At 70.6% G+C, this 17,079-nt stretch carries 17 protein-coding genes and 1 riboswitch; of the genes, 10 read left to right on the forward strand and 7 right to left on the reverse strand.

All coding sequences use genetic code 11. The features are described 5' to 3' along the window. Positions 1 to 128 precede the first annotated feature (128 nt). The 5 genes from ACZ3I4_RS19120 to ACZ3I4_RS19140 all read left to right on the forward strand — a co-directional run bounded on the left by ACZ3I4_RS19120 (position 129) and on the right by ACZ3I4_RS19140 (position 5,391). Positions 129 to 1,652 carry an IucA/IucC family protein gene (locus ACZ3I4_RS19120; protein WP_465383274.1) on the forward strand — a complete coding sequence of 508 codons (1,524 nt, stop codon included), beginning with the start codon at positions 129 to 131 and terminating at the stop codon, positions 1,650 to 1,652. After that, on the forward strand, positions 1,649 to 3,130 hold the full coding sequence (locus ACZ3I4_RS19125; protein WP_465383275.1) for an IucA/IucC family protein: 1,482 nt from the start codon (positions 1,649 to 1,651) through the stop codon (positions 3,128 to 3,130). Before ACZ3I4_RS19120 ends, ACZ3I4_RS19125 begins: the two co-directional genes overlap by 4 nt. Then, a complete protein-coding gene (locus ACZ3I4_RS19130; RefSeq protein WP_465383276.1) occupies positions 3,117 to 4,232 on the forward strand; it encodes an alanine racemase in 1,116 nt (371 codons plus the stop codon). Before ACZ3I4_RS19125 ends, ACZ3I4_RS19130 begins: the two co-directional genes overlap by 14 nt. Positions 4,233 to 4,381: 149 nt before the next feature. Beyond that, a complete protein-coding gene (locus tag ACZ3I4_RS19135; RefSeq protein ID WP_465383277.1) occupies positions 4,382 to 4,918 on the forward strand; it encodes a nucleoside deaminase in 537 nt (178 codons plus the stop codon). After that, entirely contained in the window at positions 4,906 to 5,391 is a 486-nt protein-coding gene (locus ACZ3I4_RS19140) for an NUDIX hydrolase (protein WP_465383278.1), read from the forward strand. Before ACZ3I4_RS19135 ends, ACZ3I4_RS19140 begins: the two co-directional genes overlap by 13 nt. Positions 5,392 to 5,571: 180 nt before the next feature. Here ACZ3I4_RS19140 and ACZ3I4_RS19145 read toward each other — a convergent pair whose 3' ends face one another. Together ACZ3I4_RS19145 and ACZ3I4_RS19150 are read right to left on the reverse strand one after the other, a co-directional pair. Beyond that, positions 5,572 to 6,408, reverse strand: a complete 837-nt coding sequence (locus tag ACZ3I4_RS19145) for an alpha/beta fold hydrolase (protein WP_465383279.1) — start codon at positions 6,406 to 6,408, stop codon at positions 5,572 to 5,574. 64 nt (positions 6,409 to 6,472) lie between these two features. Then, entirely contained in the window at positions 6,473 to 7,300 is an 828-nt protein-coding gene (locus ACZ3I4_RS19150; RefSeq protein ID WP_465383280.1) for an EamA family transporter, read from the reverse strand. Positions 7,301 to 7,410: 110 nt separating this feature from the next. On the opposite strand from ACZ3I4_RS19150, the gene ACZ3I4_RS19155 reads away from it, so the two are divergent. Beyond that, entirely contained in the window at positions 7,411 to 7,842 is a 432-nt protein-coding gene (locus ACZ3I4_RS19155) for an Lrp/AsnC family transcriptional regulator (RefSeq protein ID WP_465383281.1), read from the forward strand. On the opposite strand, the gene def is transcribed toward ACZ3I4_RS19155, so the two are convergent. The 4 genes from def to ACZ3I4_RS19175 form a co-directional block, all read right to left on the reverse strand. Then, positions 7,839 to 8,327 carry a peptide deformylase gene (gene def, locus ACZ3I4_RS19160; RefSeq protein ID WP_465383282.1) on the reverse strand — a complete coding sequence of 163 codons (489 nt, stop codon included), beginning with the start codon at positions 8,325 to 8,327 and terminating at the stop codon, positions 7,839 to 7,841. The genes ACZ3I4_RS19155 and def overlap by 4 nt on opposite strands. Before the next feature lie 29 nt (positions 8,328 to 8,356). Then, positions 8,357 to 8,848: a SigE family RNA polymerase sigma factor gene (locus ACZ3I4_RS19165; protein ID WP_465383283.1), complete on the reverse strand. Its 492-nt coding sequence runs from the start codon at positions 8,846 to 8,848 to the stop codon at positions 8,357 to 8,359. A 17-nt stretch (positions 8,849 to 8,865) separates the two neighbouring features. After that, complete coding sequence (locus ACZ3I4_RS19170) at positions 8,866 to 9,714, reverse strand: hypothetical protein (RefSeq protein ID WP_465383284.1); 849 nt, start codon at positions 9,712 to 9,714, stop codon at positions 8,866 to 8,868. Positions 9,715 to 9,827: 113 nt separating this feature from the next. Beyond that, the gene (locus ACZ3I4_RS19175) at positions 9,828 to 11,039 is read right to left on the reverse strand and encodes a chorismate-binding protein (protein WP_465383285.1); all 1,212 of its coding nucleotides are present in this window, start codon (positions 11,037 to 11,039) and stop codon (positions 9,828 to 9,830) included. 125 nt (positions 11,040 to 11,164) lie between these two features. On the opposite strand from ACZ3I4_RS19175, the gene ACZ3I4_RS19180 reads away from it, so the two are divergent. Then, positions 11,165 to 11,365, forward strand: a complete 201-nt coding sequence (locus ACZ3I4_RS19180) for a DUF5999 family protein (protein ID WP_465383286.1) — start codon at positions 11,165 to 11,167, stop codon at positions 11,363 to 11,365. Positions 11,366 to 11,545: 180 nt separating this feature from the next. Here the strand turns inward: ACZ3I4_RS19180 and gcvP are convergent, their stop codons facing one another. Further along, on the reverse strand, positions 11,546 to 14,350 hold the full coding sequence (gcvP, locus tag ACZ3I4_RS19185; RefSeq protein ID WP_465383287.1) for an aminomethyl-transferring glycine dehydrogenase: 2,805 nt from the start codon (positions 14,348 to 14,350) through the stop codon (positions 11,546 to 11,548). A 77-nt stretch (positions 14,351 to 14,427) separates the two neighbouring features. After that, positions 14,428 to 14,532: riboswitch (glycine riboswitch) on the reverse strand. Positions 14,533 to 14,583: 51 nt separating this feature from the next. On the opposite strand from gcvP, the gene mgrA reads away from it, so the two are divergent. The 3 genes from mgrA to ACZ3I4_RS19200 are packed head-to-tail and all read left to right on the forward strand — an operon-like array spanning position 14,584 to position 17,044. Beyond that, on the forward strand, positions 14,584 to 15,579 hold the full coding sequence (gene mgrA / locus ACZ3I4_RS19190) for an L-glyceraldehyde 3-phosphate reductase (protein ID WP_465383288.1): 996 nt from the start codon (positions 14,584 to 14,586) through the stop codon (positions 15,577 to 15,579). A 41-nt stretch (positions 15,580 to 15,620) separates the two neighbouring features. After that, positions 15,621 to 16,295, forward strand: a complete 675-nt coding sequence (locus ACZ3I4_RS19195) for a nucleotidyltransferase domain-containing protein (protein ID WP_465383289.1) — start codon at positions 15,621 to 15,623, stop codon at positions 16,293 to 16,295. Next, on the forward strand, positions 16,292 to 17,044 hold the full coding sequence (locus ACZ3I4_RS19200) for a nucleotidyltransferase domain-containing protein (RefSeq protein ID WP_465383290.1): 753 nt from the start codon (positions 16,292 to 16,294) through the stop codon (positions 17,042 to 17,044). Before ACZ3I4_RS19195 ends, ACZ3I4_RS19200 begins: the two co-directional genes overlap by 4 nt. Positions 17,045 to 17,079: the final 35 nt, after the last annotated feature.

A 17,079-nucleotide genomic window follows, 5' to 3' on the forward strand; every position in this document is an offset into this window, starting at 1 on the left:
GTCGGGTGCACCGGTGTTCAGGTGCACACCCTGTAAGCCGTCCTAGGATGGTGGTTTGGTTACTGCGTTCTCGCTCACCCCGGACCGCCCCGCGCGGATCTTGTCGAGGCCGTGCGGACAATTGGTTCGTGCCGCGACCACCCGGAAACGCCCACACCGCCGGTCCCCTTCGGACACGGACGGAACTGGCGTCCCTGCGTCCCGACCTGATCGCAGACTACGACGCGGCACTACCGGGAGCCCGGGCCGCCGTCCTGTCCCGCCTGCTCGGTGCGGTGGCCCGCGAACCACTCCCGGAGCTACAGGCCCGAGACACCGGCCAGGCCACCTTCGGCCGGACAAGCCTCCAGTACCCGTCCGAAGCGGCGCTGCCCTTCGCCCGAGCAACCGCCGGACTGGCCGTCCACGTGAACGACACCACGGCAGTCACCGACCCGGGTGAACTCGTCCGCCTGCTGTGGGGCGACGTCCCCCTCGCCACCGAGATCGACAACAGCGTCGCCAACCTGGCCCTGGCCCGCGCCGACCGGCCCGCCCGCCAACTGCCCCAACCCGGCGACCCGGACGCGCTCGGACGCATCGAGCAACTCGTCACCGACGGGCACCCCCTGCACCCCTGCTGCCGCACCCGCGGCGGCATGACCGTCGCCGACGTCCTCGCATACGGGCCCGAACACTCCCCGATCATCCGGCTCCAACGCCTCCGCGTCCCCCGCGACCGCTGGTACGGCACCGCCGCACCCATCCTGTTCGCCCACCCGTGGCAGGCCGCCCGCCTCGTCACCCGCCACCCCTGGCTCACCCCGGACGGCCAGACCGAACCCGTACGCCCCTTGATGTCGCTTCGTACGGTCGCGCCCGTGAACGGAGGACCGCACATCAAAACCGCGGTGGACGTGCAAATGACCAGCGCCGTCCGCACCGTTTCACCGGCCGCCGTGCACAACGGGCCCCTGCTGTCCAAACTCCTGCGCCACCTCACCGCCGACCAGCCCATCGACATCCTCGCCGAAATCTCCGCCGGCGCCGTCATCGTCGACGGCGAACCGCAACGCCACCTGGCCCACGTCATCCGCGAAGCCCCCCAACTGCGGCCCGGCGAACTCGCCATCCCCCTGGCCGCCACCGACGCCCTCGACGTCGACGACCCGTACGAGTGGACCGCCGCCCTCGCCGACGTCTTCTTCGGACCCGTCACCTGCGTGCTGGCCCGCGGCGTCGCCCTGGAAGCCCACGGCCAGAACACCCTCGTCGTCGTCCGCGACGGCCGCCCCCAGCGCATCCTCTACCGCGACCTCGGCGGCGTCCGGGTCAGCGCCCGCCGCCTGCGCCACGCCTGCGCCGAACCCCCGCCCCTGCACGGCGACCTGCCCAGCGACGACCCGGCCGAACTACGCACCAAACTCGCCGCCGCCGCCTTCGGCACCGTCGCCGCCGAACTGATCGCCACCTTCACCCGCACCCACGGCGCCGACCCCGACCGGCTCTGGGGCATCATCGCCCGCTCCGTCCGCGCCACCGGCACCGAGGACGTGCCCTCGCTGCTCAAAGAACCGCTCCCCCTCAAGGCCACCACCGCCATGCGGCTCGCCCCCGACCCGCTCGACGACCAGTGGGCCCTGATCGACAACCCGATGACGGGACACGCATGAACAAGACCCTGCGCCCGGAACGGATCGCGCACACCGAGGCCGCCCTGGCCGTGCACGCCCCCGAACTCGTTCCCGGCTTCCTGGCCGCCCTGCCCGAAGCAGCCGACACCGTCGGACGGCGGCTGCGCGGCGCCCTCGTACGCGAAGGCATCAAGGACATGGGCCCCGGCACCCGCCACGGCTTCGGACGCGTCGAATACCCCAGCGCCGGCGTCGACGACCCGCTCGACCTGCTCGACGGCCTCAGCGCCCCCGGCTTCGCCGCCGAAATCCGCAACGCCGTCATGAACCTCGCCATCGCCCTCGCCCGCCCCCACCCCCCAGCCGGCGACGACCCCGACGAACAAGCCATCGCCCTGGAACGCCTCGCCGTCGCCGGGCACAACCTGCACCCCTGCGGCCGCACACGCCTGGGCTGGGACACCGGCGACGTCCTCGCCCACGACCTCGAATCCGAACGCACCCGCATCGGCTTCGTCGCCGCCCGCACCGACCTGCTCGTCGGCGACGACGTATACCCCGAAATCGGCGCCCCGCCCGGCTACGCCGTCCAGCCCGTCCACGCCTGGCAACGCGACAACGTCATCCCCGAACGCTACGGCGACCTGCTACGCACCAAAGCACTGATCATCCTCGACGACGAACGCGAAGCCATCCCCACCGCGGCCCTGCGCACCCTGCTGCTGCCCGGCACCGGCCAATACCTCAAACTCTCCCTCGACATCCAGGTCACCTCGACCCGGCGCAGCATCAGCGTCGCCAGCACCCGCAACGGCCCCGCCGTCTCCCACCTGCTGCACCAACTCGTCGACGACGACCGCATCCTGCTCATGGCCGAAACCGCCGGCGCCGCCGTACCCGTCGGATCGGGACGCGACCTGTCGGCCATCCGCCGCGACGGCCTCACCGGACGCCTGCAACCCGGCGAACGCGCCATCCCCGGCGGCGCCCTGCCCCTGCTGCTCGACGAACTCGTCACCGGCGACCCGGGCGACTGGCTCCGCGCGTACGGGGAAATGATCATCCCCCCGCTCATGAAACTCACCGCCCAGGGCGTCGCCCTCGAAGCCCACCTGCAGAACTGCCTGCCCACCTTCATCGCCGGACGCCCCCACCGGCTCGCCCTGCGCGACTTCGCCGGACTCCGCCTGCACCCACCCCGCCTCGCCGCCGCCGGGCACACCATCGACCTGTGGCCCGGCTCCGTCGTCGGCACCCACGACCTCGACCTGTTCCGCGCCAAGATCGGCTACACACTCTTCCAGGCCCACCTCGGCGAAATCGTCATGCGCCTGCCGCTGGACGAGACCGACGCCTGGAAAATCCTCCGCCGGATCGTCGACGACCACGTCACCGGCGACGACCACGCCGCCTTCACCGCCACCCAGGTGCCCCACAAAGCCCTCGTCCGCATGCGGCTCGCCGGCGACGGCGACATCTACGTCCCCGTACCCAACCCCCTGCATGCACCCGCCTGACCACGTCGCCCAGGCCCTGCTCACCCTCGAGCCACCGGCCTGCGCCTACGTCTACGACACCGCCGCCCTGCGCGCCCGGGCCACCCTCGTCCGGCAGAACCTTCCGGCCACGGCTTCCCTGCTGTACGCGGTCAAAGCCAACGGCCACCCCGCAGTGCTCGCCACCCTGGCCGCCGAATGCGACGGCCTCGAAGTCGCCTCCGGCGGCGAACTCGACCTGGCCCGGCAAGCCGGCGCCCGCCGCATCGTCTTCGGCGGCCCGGCCAAAACCGACGCCGAACTCGCCGCCGCCCTCGACGCCGGCGTCCAGATCAACGCGGAAAGCCTCCACGAACTACGCCGCATCGCCGCCCTGCGCCCCGGCGCCGAAGTCGTCCTGCGCGTCAACCGGCCCGGCGGCGCCCTCACCGGCAGCCACACCATGACCGGCGCCCCCACCCCCTTCGGCCTCGACGAAGCCCAGCTCGGCGAGGCCCTGTCCGTGCCCGGCGTCCGCATCATCGGCTTCCACCTGCACGCCGTGTCCAACAACCTCGACGGCGCCGCCCACGCCGCCTTCGTCCGATCAGCCCTCGACTGGGCCCTCGGCACCGGCATCCACCCCCGCGTGGTCAACGTCGGCGGCGGCTTCGGCGTCGACTACCTCGGCCCCGGCCAGATGGACCTCACCCCGCTCCGCACCATCCCCGTGCCCCGCGGCGTCGACCTCATCTTCGAACCCGGACGCTTCCTGGCCGCCGACGCCGGCTGGTACGCCGCCACCGTCGTTGACGTCAAAACCACCCACGGGCGCACCTTCGCCGTCCTGCGCGGCGGCACCCACCACTTCCGGCTCCCGGCCGCCTGGGGCTACTCCCACCCGTTCACCGTCCTGCCCGTCCCCGCCTGGCCCCACCCCTACCCCCGCCCCGAAGCCACCGATACCCCGGTCGACGCCGTCGGCGAACTGTGCACCCCCCGCGACGTCCTCACCCGCAACCAGCACGTCCGCTCGGTCCGCGCCGGCGACCTGCTGGTCTTCGGCCGCACCGGCGCCTACGGCTGGGACATCTCCCACCACGAATTCCTGCGCCACCCACCACCCACCTTTGTGATCCTCTAAGGCGTGTTTCATTACTGGGGTAGGCCTGCGGCGAGGTCCAGATTTCGTCTGCGTGTGGCCCGCGGAAGGCAGGCTACCGGTGTTGTAACCGGCCTTTCGCGGGCCGCACGCAGACGAAATCTGGGCCCCGGCGCAGGTCTGGTCCAGTTATGAAACACGCCTTAGGCGGCATGACCCCCGACGAACTCGTCCAGGCCGCCCTCGACGTCGCCGAAGAAGGCATGACCCACGGCGAGATGCCCATCGGCGCCGTCCTCGAAATGGACGGCCGCGTCATCGCCCGCTCCTACACCCGCGACGTCGGCCTCGGCCGCCGGCTCGTCCACGCCGACCTGCTCGCCATGACCGAGGCCGACACCCTCCTCGGCTGGCAGCCACGCCCCGCACCACTCCGCCTGGCCGTCAACCTCGAACCCTGCCTGATGTGCGTGGGCGCGGCCATGGCCCTCAAGGTCTCCGACATCTACTACGGCCTCGAATCCCCCGCCGACGGCGGTGCCCGGATCGCCGCCACCTGGCCGATCGACCCCGCCCTGCCCTGGTACCGCCCACCGGCCATCACCGGAGGCATCCACCGCACCCAAGCCCGCGACCAGTTCCGCCGCTACGCCGAAGCCGGCCCCGACAACAACTTCCGCCGCTGGGCCCGCACACTGGTGGCTGAGTCGCCAGAATGCAGGACGTGAACCTTCGCCACGCCGCCCGCGCCATCATCCTCGACGAGCAGGACCGGATCCTTCTCGTACGCCACCGGACGCACGGAACCACCGTCTGGGCAGCGCCGGGCGGCAAAATCGAGGCCGGGGAGACCCCGCTGGAAGCCCTGCGGCGCGAACTACGCGAAGAAGTCGGCCTCACCCTGCACACCACGCCACCACACGTGTGGCATCGCAAGGTGCCCGCCCCCGACTACCTGCCCGGCTACGACGTGTCCGTCAGCGACTACTTCCTCGTCCACACCCCGGCCTTCCTGCCGCGCGGCGACATGAGCGACATCGAACTGGCCGCCGAGAACGTCTACGGCGTCCAATGGTGGCCACTCGCCGAGATCCAGGCGTACCGGGGACCGGACCTCTTCGGCCCCCGCAACCTGCCCGCCCTGCTGGCCGACCTGATCACCCACGGCGCGCCGCCCGAGCCGGTCGTCCTGCTCCAATAGCCCACACGGGCCTGGTGCTTTCGATAGCTCAGCGAGCCGCCCGTAGGGTCGCTCTTCCGCTGTTGTCGTCAGAGTCTCTCCATTTAGAGCGTCCTAGGATGCTGGTTTAGGTCGACTGTCAGCCGGTGGCCGGCCGAGATGTTGGACTGCTGCCCGGTCAACTTGCGGCACACGGCCGATTCAGCCTGCCAAAGTGGCGATCAATTCGACCAGTTGCTCAGGGGATTCCTCGGTGACCAGGTGACCGGCGGCAGGTATCACGCGCAGCTCGGCGTCGAGGATGCGGCGTGCCGCGGGTCGCAGGCGCTGCGGTGAGATGAGGCGGTCATGCTGCCCGGTCGCAACGACGACCGGGACCGCCGATGGCGCCGAGACGATGTCGCTGCTGCTGACCGGGCGGGTATGCCGGGCGACCAGGGTCATCCAGTCGGCCAGTTCCAGCCGGACGCTGCTGCCGGGCGCGGACAGTGCTCGCAGCAACCGGTCGCTGCTGGTCGGGCCCGGCCGGGCCATCCAGGCGGTGAAGGCCAGCAGGATGCCGGGCGTCAACCGGACCGAGCACAAGCCACCGGTCGAGACCGCCACCTTCCCGTGGATGCGGGGACTACGGGCCGCCAGCACGACTGCACCGCCGAACGAATGGCCGAGCAGCACCACCGGGCCGGTCGTCGCGTCCTCGACCACCCGGTCCAGCCACGACCCGTACCAGGCAAGACGGCCGTCGGCCGGGGCGACGTCGCTGCTGAGCCCGGGCTGACCCGGCACGTCAGCCGCGATGACCCGGTAGCGACGAGCCAGCACGGTCAGCAGCGGCAGGCAGGCCGCAGCGCTGAACCGGTCTCCGGCGACGAACACGACGGACAGCGAGCCTGCGCCGGCACGCAGCAGGTGGGTGTCGAGCCCTCCGGCGTGCAGCACATCGCGTTGATGGTCGACCGACCAGGCATCGAGCTGACCTTCGCACCACCGACGCACATTGTCCCGGCCGGCCTCGCTGCGGTAGATCGTGGCATTCACCTGCGTGATCATCCCACTCCGGCCCGCTGTGCATTGCCCCCAGAAGTACACCGGGGACAGCAAGTCACGCCGGTTTCGGTTCGGCCGGCGAGCGCGGCCGCTCCTGATGGAAGGCCACCCCGGCCACGACCAGAACCACCCCCGCCACTTCGCCCCACGACGGCCACTGGGACAGCACGACTATCCCGATCACCGTCGCCACGGCCGGCAGCAACGACACCATCAGGGCGTACGTGGCTCTCGGCAGGCGGGCCATGGCGAGCTGGTCGGTGACGTACGGGATGACCGACGAGCACACCCCGACACCGGCCGCGGCGGCCAGCAGCAGCGGGTCGCTGAAGGCGGGCAGGGCCGGGATCATGCCGAACGGCAGGGCCAGCACGGCGGCGATCAGCATGGCCATGGCCAGGGCGTCGATGCCGTCGTCGGCGGCCATGCGGTGGCTCAGGACGATGTAGAGGGCGAACAGCACCGCGTTCAGGCCGGCCAGGGCGAAACCGAGCGGGGAGGCGACCAGGCGTACGTCGGTCAGCAGGTAGACGCCGGCCACGGCGACGGCCAGGGCGGCCAGGTTGCGGGGGGTGCGGGCGGCGAACGCGGCCAGGACGATCACCGGCAGGAACTCGATCGCGGCCACGGTGCCCAGCGGCAGGCGGTCGATGGCCAGATAGAAGACGCTGTTCATCAGGGCCAGTACGGCCGCCCAGGCCCACAGGACCCGGGTGCGGCGTACGTGCCAGGGGCGGCGCCACAGGGCGAGGACGACGGCGGCGGTGGCGATGCGCAGCCAGGCGACGCCGAGCGCGTCGATGCGGGCGAACAGCAGCACGGCCAGCGCCGGGCCCAGGTAGTGGAAGATCGCGCTGACGACGAAGTAGAGGTATGGCGGCACGCCTTCTAGTCTCGAAAGACACCGGGCGTACGACCATGAGCGATCGACGGCGCGGGAGGCCAATAGTGTCGGCTTCGGAAAGCCTGAACGGCGAACGGTTCCCGAATCGAATGGACGAGGCGAACCGGCGGTTGCTGCGGGCCCTGCGGGACGATCCGCGGGCGAGCACGGCCGAGCTGGCCCGGCAAATCGGGATGTCGGCCCCGGCCGTACGGGAAAGGCTGTCCCGGCTGGAGCAGAGCGGCGTGATCCGCGGGTATCGCGTCGACATCGACCCGGCCGCGGTCGGGCTGCCGGTCGCCGCGTGGGTGCGCATCCGCCCGGGGCCGGGTCAGTTGCCCAAGCTGGCCGCGCTGGCCCGGGCCACGCCGCAGGTCAGCGAATGCCACCGGATCTCCGGCGAGGACTGCTTCCTGATGAAGGTGCACGTCGCGGCGATCGAGGACCTCGAGCCGCTGCTCGACCGGTTCCTCATGCACGGCCAGACGAACAGCTCGTTCGTGGTCGCGACCCCGGTCCAGCCGCGGTCACCGCTGGTTTAGGCGCGGGGCAGGCGGCGGATCTCGCGCAGGGCCTGGCGGCGGACGTCACCGGTCAGCGTGTCGACGTAGAGCGTGCCGTTGAGGTGGTCGGTCTCGTGTTGCAGGGCGCGGGCCAGGAAGCCGGTGCTGTGCAACACCAGCGGCTCGCCGTGGCGGTCGAAACCGGTGGCCGTGACCGACATCGCGCGCCTGGTCGGGAAGTAGAGGCCGGGAATGGACAGGCAGCCCTCGTCGTCGTCCTGCTCGCCCTCGAGGGCCGTCAGCACCGGGTTGACCATGTGACCGACCACGTCGTCGACGTTGTAGGAGAACACGCGCGCGCTCACACCGATCTGCGGCGCGGCCACCCCGGCCCGGCCGGGCTCGCGAACCGTGTCCTCCAGGTCGTCGATCAGGGCGCGCAACTCCGCGTCGAACGAGGTGACCGGGTCGCATTCGGTGCGCAGCACCGCATCGCCGATGATCCTGATGGGCCGTACCGTCATGGGGGAAAGGCTATCGGCTCGTTACCGGCCTAGCCGAACAGGGCCAGCTGCTCGGAGGCGAGAAGTTCGCGGAGTTTGGCCAGCGAACGCCGGGTCTGGCTCTTGACCACGCTGACCGGCAGTTCGAGCACGTCGGCGACCCGGTCGACGCTGTAGTCCTCGAAGTAGCGCAGGATCACGATCGCGCGGTCACGCTCGGGCAGGCGGGCCAGCGCGTCGAGCATGGTCAGCCGCAGTTCATGGCTTTCCCGGTACGCCGGCTCGTGCAGGACCTCGCTGGCCGACTCCGACGACGAGCGGCGCCGCCGGTGGTCGAGAAAGACCCGGAGCAGGATCTTCTGCGCGTACGCCACCAGGTTGTCCGACTCCGAGGCCCGGCGCCACGACAGGAACAGCTTGGTCAGCGCGTTCTGGGTCAGGTCCTGCGCGAGATGCCAGTCGCGGCACAGCATGAACGCCGTCGTGCGCAACCGCTCGGCGTGCGCGCCGGCGAACTCGACGAACTGCTCCTCGTCGGTCATGAGGCGGACACCGCCGGTCACGAGACGAACACCGGGGCCCGGCCGAACCGCTTGTCACCGTCGTCGACCAGGCCGGCATCCATGATCATGCCCCAGCGCGGGTCGGTGGCGATCGTGATGGCCTCGTCGGTGGTGAGCACCTCGCGGCCGGGCGGGTTGACGCCGTCCCGGCCGGCCAGGCAGGACGCCACGTCGAGCTGCACGGACGTGCCGTCGGGCCAGCGCGAGACCACGACGTAGCTCTGCTCGCAGTTGTCGGGCACGGGCACGATCGAGACGGCCGCGGTGGCGCCGCGGGCACTGTCGGCGGGCAGCCGGCCCATCGTCATCCGCAGCATGCCGGGCCCGTCGCCCCGATCGAGGTAGATCTGCACGTGCAGATCGTCGTTGGCCGCGACGGCCGCGTGACTCGTCCGTCCGGGCGGGAGTAACTGGGTCAGAAGATGAAGCATGGCCCCCGTTGTCGCCTTCTTCCGCGGTCCGGCAGCGCTTTCGACGCCGCTGTGGACCGCCAAACTACGCTCCGGGGGCGCCGTCGCGGGGGGCGTTACGGTGACTGGCACAGATCCGGGAGACTTCTGCGCCGCCCGGGCCATCGGGGCGGTGCTCGCCGGAAGGGCCGGCGCCTGACCCGGAGCGGCCGGCTCGGCCACGACCGCCCGGCGGGGCTCGGAATGCGCGGCGAGACCGCCCAACAGCACGACGGCCAGCAGCCCGGCCGCGCCCGCGCCCACCGTGCCGGCCCGGCGGCGGCGCCGGCGGATGCGCCGGCCGTCGCGCACGGCGGCGCCCACCATGTCACCCAGCGGCGGCGGCCGCTCGCTGTCGAGCTCGGCCCGCATCAACGCCCGGAGGTCCTCGGTCACAAACGAAACCCTTTCCGCACCCATCTAGGGCAAAGACGAGCCGGCCCGTCCGTTCGGTGACCACCGGCAGGCGCCGACGCCAAAGCGTGACCAATGGTGCCCGGCCGCGCCACTTATCGGCCGGCCAGGGCCGCCTGGACCGGGGCCAGCTTGGCCGCGGCCTCGGCCACCTCGGCCGCCGGGTCGCTGTCCCAGACGATGCCGCCGCCGGCCCACGCGTGGAGGCGGTCACCGTCGGCGGCGACCGTGCGGATGGTCAGGCCCAGGTCGACGTGGTCGTGGCCGATCCAGCCGACGGCGGCCATGCTCACGCCGCGGCCCACCGGCTCGAGCCGGGCGATCTGCGACAGGGCGGCGACCTTGGGGGCGCCGGTGACCGAGCCGCCCGGGACCAGGGCCCGCAGCAGGTCGGGCAGCGCGAGCGGGCCGTCGATCGGGGCCGAGACCACCGACTCGGCCTGCCAGAGCCCGGACCAGCGGCGTACGGCGAAAAGCTCGTCGACCGTCACCGGGCCCGCGCCGGGCAGCCGGGCGAGATCGTTGCGGGACAGGTCGACGATCATCACGTGCTCGGACCGTTCCTTGGCCGAGGCCAGCAACTCCCGGCGGCCCGCGGCGGTCGCCGGGCGGGTGCCCTTGATCGGCCGGGTGACGACCCGCCCGGCGCGCACCTCGACCAGCGTCTCGGGTGAGGCGGTGGCCAGCGCCCAGCCGGGGCCCGCCAGAACGCCGCCGTAGCGCGCGCCGGGCAACGCGGCCACCCGGTGCAGGGCGGCCAGCGGCGAACCGGCGTACGGGGCGCTGGTGTGGCCGACGACGTTGACCTGATAGACGTCACCGCGCCCGATGGCGTCCCGGACGGCCGAGACGGCGGCCGCATGCTCCTGCGGCGTCCACGACGGGGTCCACTCCCCCAGCTCGAATCCGGGCTTGACGGCGGGCTCCCCGGGGCGCGAAGGCGGCGAATCGGTATGGACATGGACAACCGCGTACACATCGGGGATGCCCGGCACCGGTGAAGGGGCGCCGAGGGGGCCTCCGGACATTACGGAACCGGCATCGGCCGACACGTACAGTGCCGCGCCGCAGACCGAGCCAGCGCCGGTCGGACAAACCTGGTCATCCGTTCGGCCAATGTTTCGCACGCGGAGTCCGTTGTCGGCCAGGTACTCGGAGACAAGCTCTGCGGGGTCGCCACCGTCACTCCTGAACCACTGGAACGAATTTGACGCACGGTGACGGCCCTGGCAGGACGCCGGACGACCCGGCGGCGACACAGAAGGGTGGGCCGCAGAGTGGCCGAACGACCGGCTTCCGTGGACCATCGGAAGCGAGGATTCTGTCAATGGAGACACCGTCACCCGCTCGATCCGTCGTCGTTCGATTTGCGGTAACGTCCGTCACCGTCGTTGTGAGTCATCACACAACCCCCCGACCGGAGCAACACACAATGTGCCAGCACCAGACCCCCTGTCCCAGCGCAGACGCCACCGATCGTGAGGCGGCCCGCACCGTTTCGACGTGCCGAGAGCAAGGCTGGAGCCTTCTCTGCAACGGCGTCATCGTCTTCGAGGACACCGGCGAGATTTTGCCCGACGGCACCATGATCGAGCCGCACCGGGGACCCGCGCCACACGCTCTCGCGGCCTGAGCTGAACGGCCTCTGAGAGGTCGTTGAAAGACCCGTTGAGAGGTTCGGCACCACCGTTCGACATGGTTACACAGAGTAGTCGAACGATCCCCATCCGACCCGGCCGGCCCGCGTGAACGACGACGATTCGCGCGGCGGACGGGAAGGCGCGTCCCGCGAACGGAACGCGCCTCATTCGGATCAGTCCTCGAACGCCTCCGGCGAGGGGCACGAGCAGACCAGATTGCGATCCCCGTACGCCCCGTCGATGCGGCGCACCGGCGGCCAGTACTTCGCCGTCCGGTCCACCCCCGCCGGGAACCCGGCCACCGACCGCGGGTACGGGTGCTCCCACTCGTCGGCCGTCACCGCCGACGCCGTGTGCGGGGCGTTGGCCAGCGGATTGTCCCCGGCCGGCCACACCCCGGCAGCCACCTGGTCGATCTCGCCCTTGATGGCGATCATCGCCGCCACGAAACGGTCCAGCTCGGCCAGATCCTCGCTCTCGGTCGGCTCCACCATCAGGGTTCCGGCCACCGGGAACGACATCGTCGGCGCGTGGAACCCGTAGTCGATCAGCCGCTTGGCCACGTCGTCGACCGAGACACCGGTGGCCTTGGTGATCGGCCGCAGGTCGAGGATGCACTCGTGCGCGACCAGGCCGTTGTTGCCCGCGTACAGCACCGGGAAGTGCTCACGCAGCCGCGCGGCCACATAGTTCGCCGTCAGCACGGCCGTGCCGGTCGCCGCGGCCAGCCCGTCCGGACCCATCATCCGCAGGTACGCCCACGAGATCGGCAGAATGCCGGCCGAGCCGTGCGCCGCGGCCGACACCGCGTGGTGCTCCCCCGGCTGCAGCGGGTCGCCCGGCAGGAACTCGGCCAGGTGCGACCGGACAGCGACCGGGCCCACCCCAGGACCGCCACCGCCGTGCGGGATGCAGAACGTCTTGTGCAGGTTGAGGTGCGACACGTCGGCGCCGAACTTGCCCGGCCGGGCGAACCCGACCAGCGCGTTGAGGTTGGCCCCGTCCACGTAGACCTGACCGCCCGCCTCGTGCACGGCCGCGCACAGATCGGCGATCGACGTCTCGTACACGCCGTGGGTCGACGGGTAGGTCACCATGATCGCCGCCAGCGACTCCGCATGCTTCTCGACCTTGGCGTGCAGGTCGGCCATGTCGACGTTGCCCAGGTCGTCGCAGGCCACCACGACCACCCGCATGCCGGCCATCACGGCGCTGGCCGCGTTGGTGCCGTGCGCGCTCGACGGGATCAGGCACACATCACGGTGGGCCTCGCCCCGCGACCGGTGATAGCCGCGAATGGCCAGCAACCCGGCCAGCTCACCCTGCGAACCCGCGTTCGGCTGCACGCTCACCGCGTCGTACCCGGTGATCTCGGCCAGCCACCCCTCCAGCGTCGCCACCAGCCGCTCGTAGCCGGCCGTGTTCGACGCCGGGGCGTACGGGTGGATGTTGGCGAACTCCGGCCAGGTGACCGGCTCCATCTCGGTGGTCGCGTTCAGCTTCATCGTGCACGACCCGAGCGGAATCATGCCCCGGTCCAGCGCGTAGTCCCGGTCGGACAGCTTGCGCAGATAGCGCAGCATGCTCGTCTCGGAGTGATGCGAGCTGAACACCGGATGCGTCAGGTATTCGCTCGTGCGCCCCAGGGGCTTCGCCCCGCAATCAGCAACAGCGGTTTCCCGTACGCCGAAAGCCCGCAGAACGGCGGCGACATGCGCCTCCGTCGTCGTCTCGTCGGCCGCGACCGACACCCGGTCGGCGTCCACCAGCCGCAGGTCGATGCCCGCCTCGGCCGCCGCCGCCACCACCGACTCCGCCCGGCCCGGAACGACCGCCGTCACCGTGTCGAAGAACGCGTTGTGCGCCACCTCGACACCCCCGGAGGCCAGACTCCCGGCCAGCGTCAACGCGTGGTTGTGCACCCGCTTGGCGATGTCGCGGAGCCCCTGCGGACCGTGATAGACCGCATACATGCTCGCCATCACGGCCAGCAGGACCTGCGCCGTACAGATGTTGCTGGTCGCCTTCTCACGACGGATGTGCTGCTCCCGGGTCTGCAACGCCAGACGGTAGGCCGGGGCGCCGTCCGCGTCCTTCGACACCCCGACCAGGCGGCCCGGCAGCGAACGCTCGAGCCCGGCCCGCACGGCCAGGTAACCGGCATGCGGCCCGCCGAAGCCGAGCGGCACACCGAAACGCTGGGTGGTGCCGGCCGCGATGTCCGCCCCGATCTCCCCCGGCGCGCGCAGCAGCGTCAGCGCCAGCAGGTCGGCCGCCACGGTCACCAGCGCGCCCTGAGCGTGCGCCTGCTCGATGACCGGCGCGTGATCCCGTACGGCGCCGGAAGCTCCTGGGTATTGCAGGTGCAGGCCGAAGAACTCGCCCGGAAGCTCCTCACCGGCGCCGAGATCCACCAAGGCGAGCTCGATGCCCAGCGGCTCGGCCCGGGTCCGCAGCACGGCGAGCGTCTGCGGAAGCGTGTCGGCGTCGACCACGTACACCTGGGACTTGCTCTTGGAAGCCCGCTTGGCCAGTGTCATCGCCTCGGCCACCGCGGTGCCCTCGTCCAGCATCGAAGCGTTGGCCGTGGTCAGCCCGGTGAGGTCGGTCACCATGGTCTGGAAGTTCAGCAGCGCCTCCAGCCGGCCCTGACTGATCTCCGGCTGGTACGGGGTGTACGCCGTGTACCAGGCCGGGTTCTCCAGCACGTTGCGCCTGATCACCGCCGGGGTGTGCGTGCCGTAGTAGCCCAGCCCGATCATCGAGGTCGTCACCCGGTTCTGCGACGCGATCGCGCGCAGCTCGGCGATCGTCTCCTCCTCGGAGGCCGCCGCGGGCAGATCCAGCGACCCGTGCCAGCGGATCACCTCGGGGACCGCGGCGTCCATCAGGGCGTCCAGCGACGCATACCCGATGGTCTTGAGCATGTGGGTCTGCTCGTCGGTGTCCGGCCCGATATGCCGGTTCGCGAACGTCATGACGGACTCCTGAGAGAGAGGTCGACAAGGCGGCCTCCCCCTCTGTCACATCCCGTCCGAGGAATGCTTCAGAGTCGCCTGCCCACGCGGTCCTTTTGCCTGAGAGGTTCCGGGGAGGATTTGCCCCTTCGGCGCCGCCCTCAACCGTTTCCGGCCGTGGCGGACTCTCCCGCATGGCTGGCACCCAACCTACCAGCGATCATGGAGACCACCCTCGTCTCTAGGGTGGGGTTGTGACCTACACCCCCGCGGGCGACCGCTACGACACCATGCCCTACCGGCGGACCGGACGAAGCGGGCTCCGGCTGCCCGTCATCTCACTCGGCCTGTGGCACAACTTCGGCCACGAACGTCCCTGGCAGCGCCAGCGCGACATCGTCCGCCGCGCGTTCGACCTCGGCGTCACCCACTTCGACCTGGCCAACAACTACGGCCCGCCACCCGGCAGCGCCGAGGAGAACTTCGGCCGCATCCTGGCCACCGACCTCAAGGCGCACCGCGACGAGATCGTCGTGTCGACCAAAGCCGGCTACGAGATGTGGCCCGGCCCGTACGGCGACTTCGGCTCCCGCAAATACCTGATCAGCTCGCTCGACCAGTCGCTGAAACGGCTCGGCCTCGACTACGTCGACATCTTCTACCACCACCGGCCCGACCCGGAGACGCCGCTCGAGGAAACCATGGGCGCGCTCGACGCCGTGGTCCGCGCGGGCAAAGCCCAATACGTCGGCCTGTCGAACTACAACTCGCAGCAGACCGCCGCGGCCGCGGCCATTCTGCGCGACCTGGGCACGCCCCTGCTCATTCACCAGCCGTCGTATTCGATCCTCAACCGCTGGATCGAGAAGGACAATCTGCTCGACACCCTGGCCGACGCCGGCGCCGGCTGCATCGCCTACAGCCCGCTGCAGCAGGGCCTGCTCACCGACCGCTATCTCGGCGGCATTCCCGACGATTCCCGCGTCCGCACCAGCCACTTCCTCAACGAGGACGCGCTCGACAAGCAGACCCTCGGACGCATTCACTCGCTCAACGACATCGCCCGCAAACGCGGCCAGTCACTGGCCCAGATGGCCCTCGCCTGGGCCCTGCGCGACGAGCGGATGACCAGCGTCATCATCGGCGCCAGCAGCGTCGGGCAACTCGAGAACAACGTCGCCACCATCGGCAACCTGTCGCTGACGGAATCCGAGATCGGCGACATCGACGGCACGGTCCTCGACCTGTAAATCGGCGGCATTTCCCGCCCGGCGTCACTACCGTCGTCCGCATGATCGAACTGGTCGAGCGGCACACGGTTCTCGCAGTCGTGGTCGGATCGCGGGCGTACGGACTCTCCGGGCCCGGCTCCGACCACGACCGCCGCGGCGTGTTCGTCGCCCCGACCCGCTCCTTCTGGACGCTGGACAAGCCGCCCACCCACCTCGACGGGCCGCAACCCGAACAGTTCTCGTGGGAAATCGAACGGTTCTGCACGCTCGCCCTGCAAGCCAACCCGACCGTTCTCGAAGTGCTCTGGTCCCCCATCGTCGAAACCGTTTCCCCCGCCGGTTCCGAACTGCTGTCCCTGCGGGGCGCATTCCTCTCCCAAAAGGTCGCCACCACGTACGGCGAATACGCCCGCGACCAGCTCAACCGCGTCGCGGCCCGGCGCGCCCGCACCGGCGAGACCAACTGGAAACAGGCCATGCACATGATCCGGCTGCTCCTGGCCGGCGCCCACGTGCTGCGAACCGGCGACGTCCTCGTCGACGTGACCCCGCTGCGGTCCACGCTGCTCGACATCAGGAACGGCGCGATGACCTGGGACTCGGTCACCTCCTGGGCCACTTCCCTGCAGGCCGACCTCACCCTCGCGGCCTCGGCCACCGACCTGCCCGCGGCCCCCGACCGCGACACCATCAATCAACTGCTTTCCCGCGTACGCGAAAAGGGGCTGGAATGACCGTCACCGTGCCCTCCTGGTCGGCCGAAGTGGTCGCGGCACTGCCCTATCCGGTGGTCTTCGCCACGGTCAGCGGCGCCCACCTGTACGGCTTCGCCTCCATCGACTCCGACCTCGATCTGCGCGCCGCCCACCTGCTGCCCGCGGCCGAAGTCGTCGGATTGCGAACCGGCCCCGAAACGGTCCAGTCCGCCGGCGTACGCGACGGGGTCGAACTCGACGTCGTCTCCCATGACCTGCGAAAATTCGCCCGCCTGCTCAACAGCCGCAACGGCTACGTCCTCGAACAACTGCTCTCCCCCCTGGTCGTCGCGACCGGCCCGCTCCACAACGAGCTCGTCGAATTGGCGCCGTCGTTCGTGACGTCCGGCCACGCACACCATTACCTCGGATTCGCCACCTCCCAGGAAAAGCTGTTCAACCAGACCGGCCGGTTGAAGGCCGCCCTGTATTGGCTGCGCGTGCTGCTGACCGGCATCCACCTGATGCGTACCGGCCGGCTCGAAACGGACCTGTCGGTGCTCGGCACGGGCCTGCCCTATGTGCCGTCCCTGATCGACCTGAAGCGCTCGGCCGAGAAGGCCCCTTTCCCGGCCGACCTCGAACCCCGGTTGCGCGCCGACGCCGCCACCCTCCGCACCGAACTCGAATCCGCCCGCGACAGGTCCCCCCTGCCCGCACAGCCGCCACCGGCCGCCGTCGACGCACTCCACGAACTCGTCGTACGGTCCCGCCTGGCCACGGTCTGAGCCTGTCGCCTCATTACTGCGCTCTATGGGCCGGC

It is taken from the genome of Actinoplanes sp. NPDC021490 (assembly GCF_055562135.1).

Excerpts from the sequence above, each read along its gene's own strand:
- ACZ3I4_RS19140 (WP_465383278.1), top strand. The coding sequence starts at position 4,906 with ATGCAGGACGTGAACCTTCGCCACGCCGCCCGCGCCATCATCCTCGAC.
- gcvP (WP_465383287.1), bottom strand. The coding sequence starts at position 14,350 with ATGACGTTCGCGAACCGGCATATCGGGCCGGACACCGACGAGCAGACC.
- ACZ3I4_RS19125 (WP_465383275.1), top strand. The coding sequence starts at position 1,649 with ATGAACAAGACCCTGCGCCCGGAACGGATCGCGCACACCGAGGCCGCC.
- ACZ3I4_RS19195 (WP_465383289.1), top strand. The coding sequence starts at position 15,621 with ATGATCGAACTGGTCGAGCGGCACACGGTTCTCGCAGTCGTGGTCGGA.
- ACZ3I4_RS19130 (WP_465383276.1), top strand. The coding sequence starts at position 3,117 with ATGCACCCGCCTGACCACGTCGCCCAGGCCCTGCTCACCCTCGAGCCA.
- ACZ3I4_RS19200 (WP_465383290.1), top strand. The coding sequence starts at position 16,292 with ATGACCGTCACCGTGCCCTCCTGGTCGGCCGAAGTGGTCGCGGCACTG.
- ACZ3I4_RS19175 (WP_465383285.1), bottom strand. The coding sequence starts at position 11,039 with ATGGTCCACGGAAGCCGGTCGTTCGGCCACTCTGCGGCCCACCCTTCT.
- ACZ3I4_RS19180 (WP_465383286.1), top strand. The coding sequence starts at position 11,165 with ATGTGCCAGCACCAGACCCCCTGTCCCAGCGCAGACGCCACCGATCGT.
- ACZ3I4_RS19165 (WP_465383283.1), bottom strand. The coding sequence starts at position 8,848 with ATGACCGACGAGGAGCAGTTCGTCGAGTTCGCCGGCGCGCACGCCGAG.
- ACZ3I4_RS19155 (WP_465383281.1), top strand. The coding sequence starts at position 7,411 with ATGGACGAGGCGAACCGGCGGTTGCTGCGGGCCCTGCGGGACGATCCG.
- ACZ3I4_RS19135 (WP_465383277.1), top strand. The coding sequence starts at position 4,382 with ATGAAACACGCCTTAGGCGGCATGACCCCCGACGAACTCGTCCAGGCC.
- def (WP_465383282.1), bottom strand. The coding sequence starts at position 8,327 with ATGACGGTACGGCCCATCAGGATCATCGGCGATGCGGTGCTGCGCACC.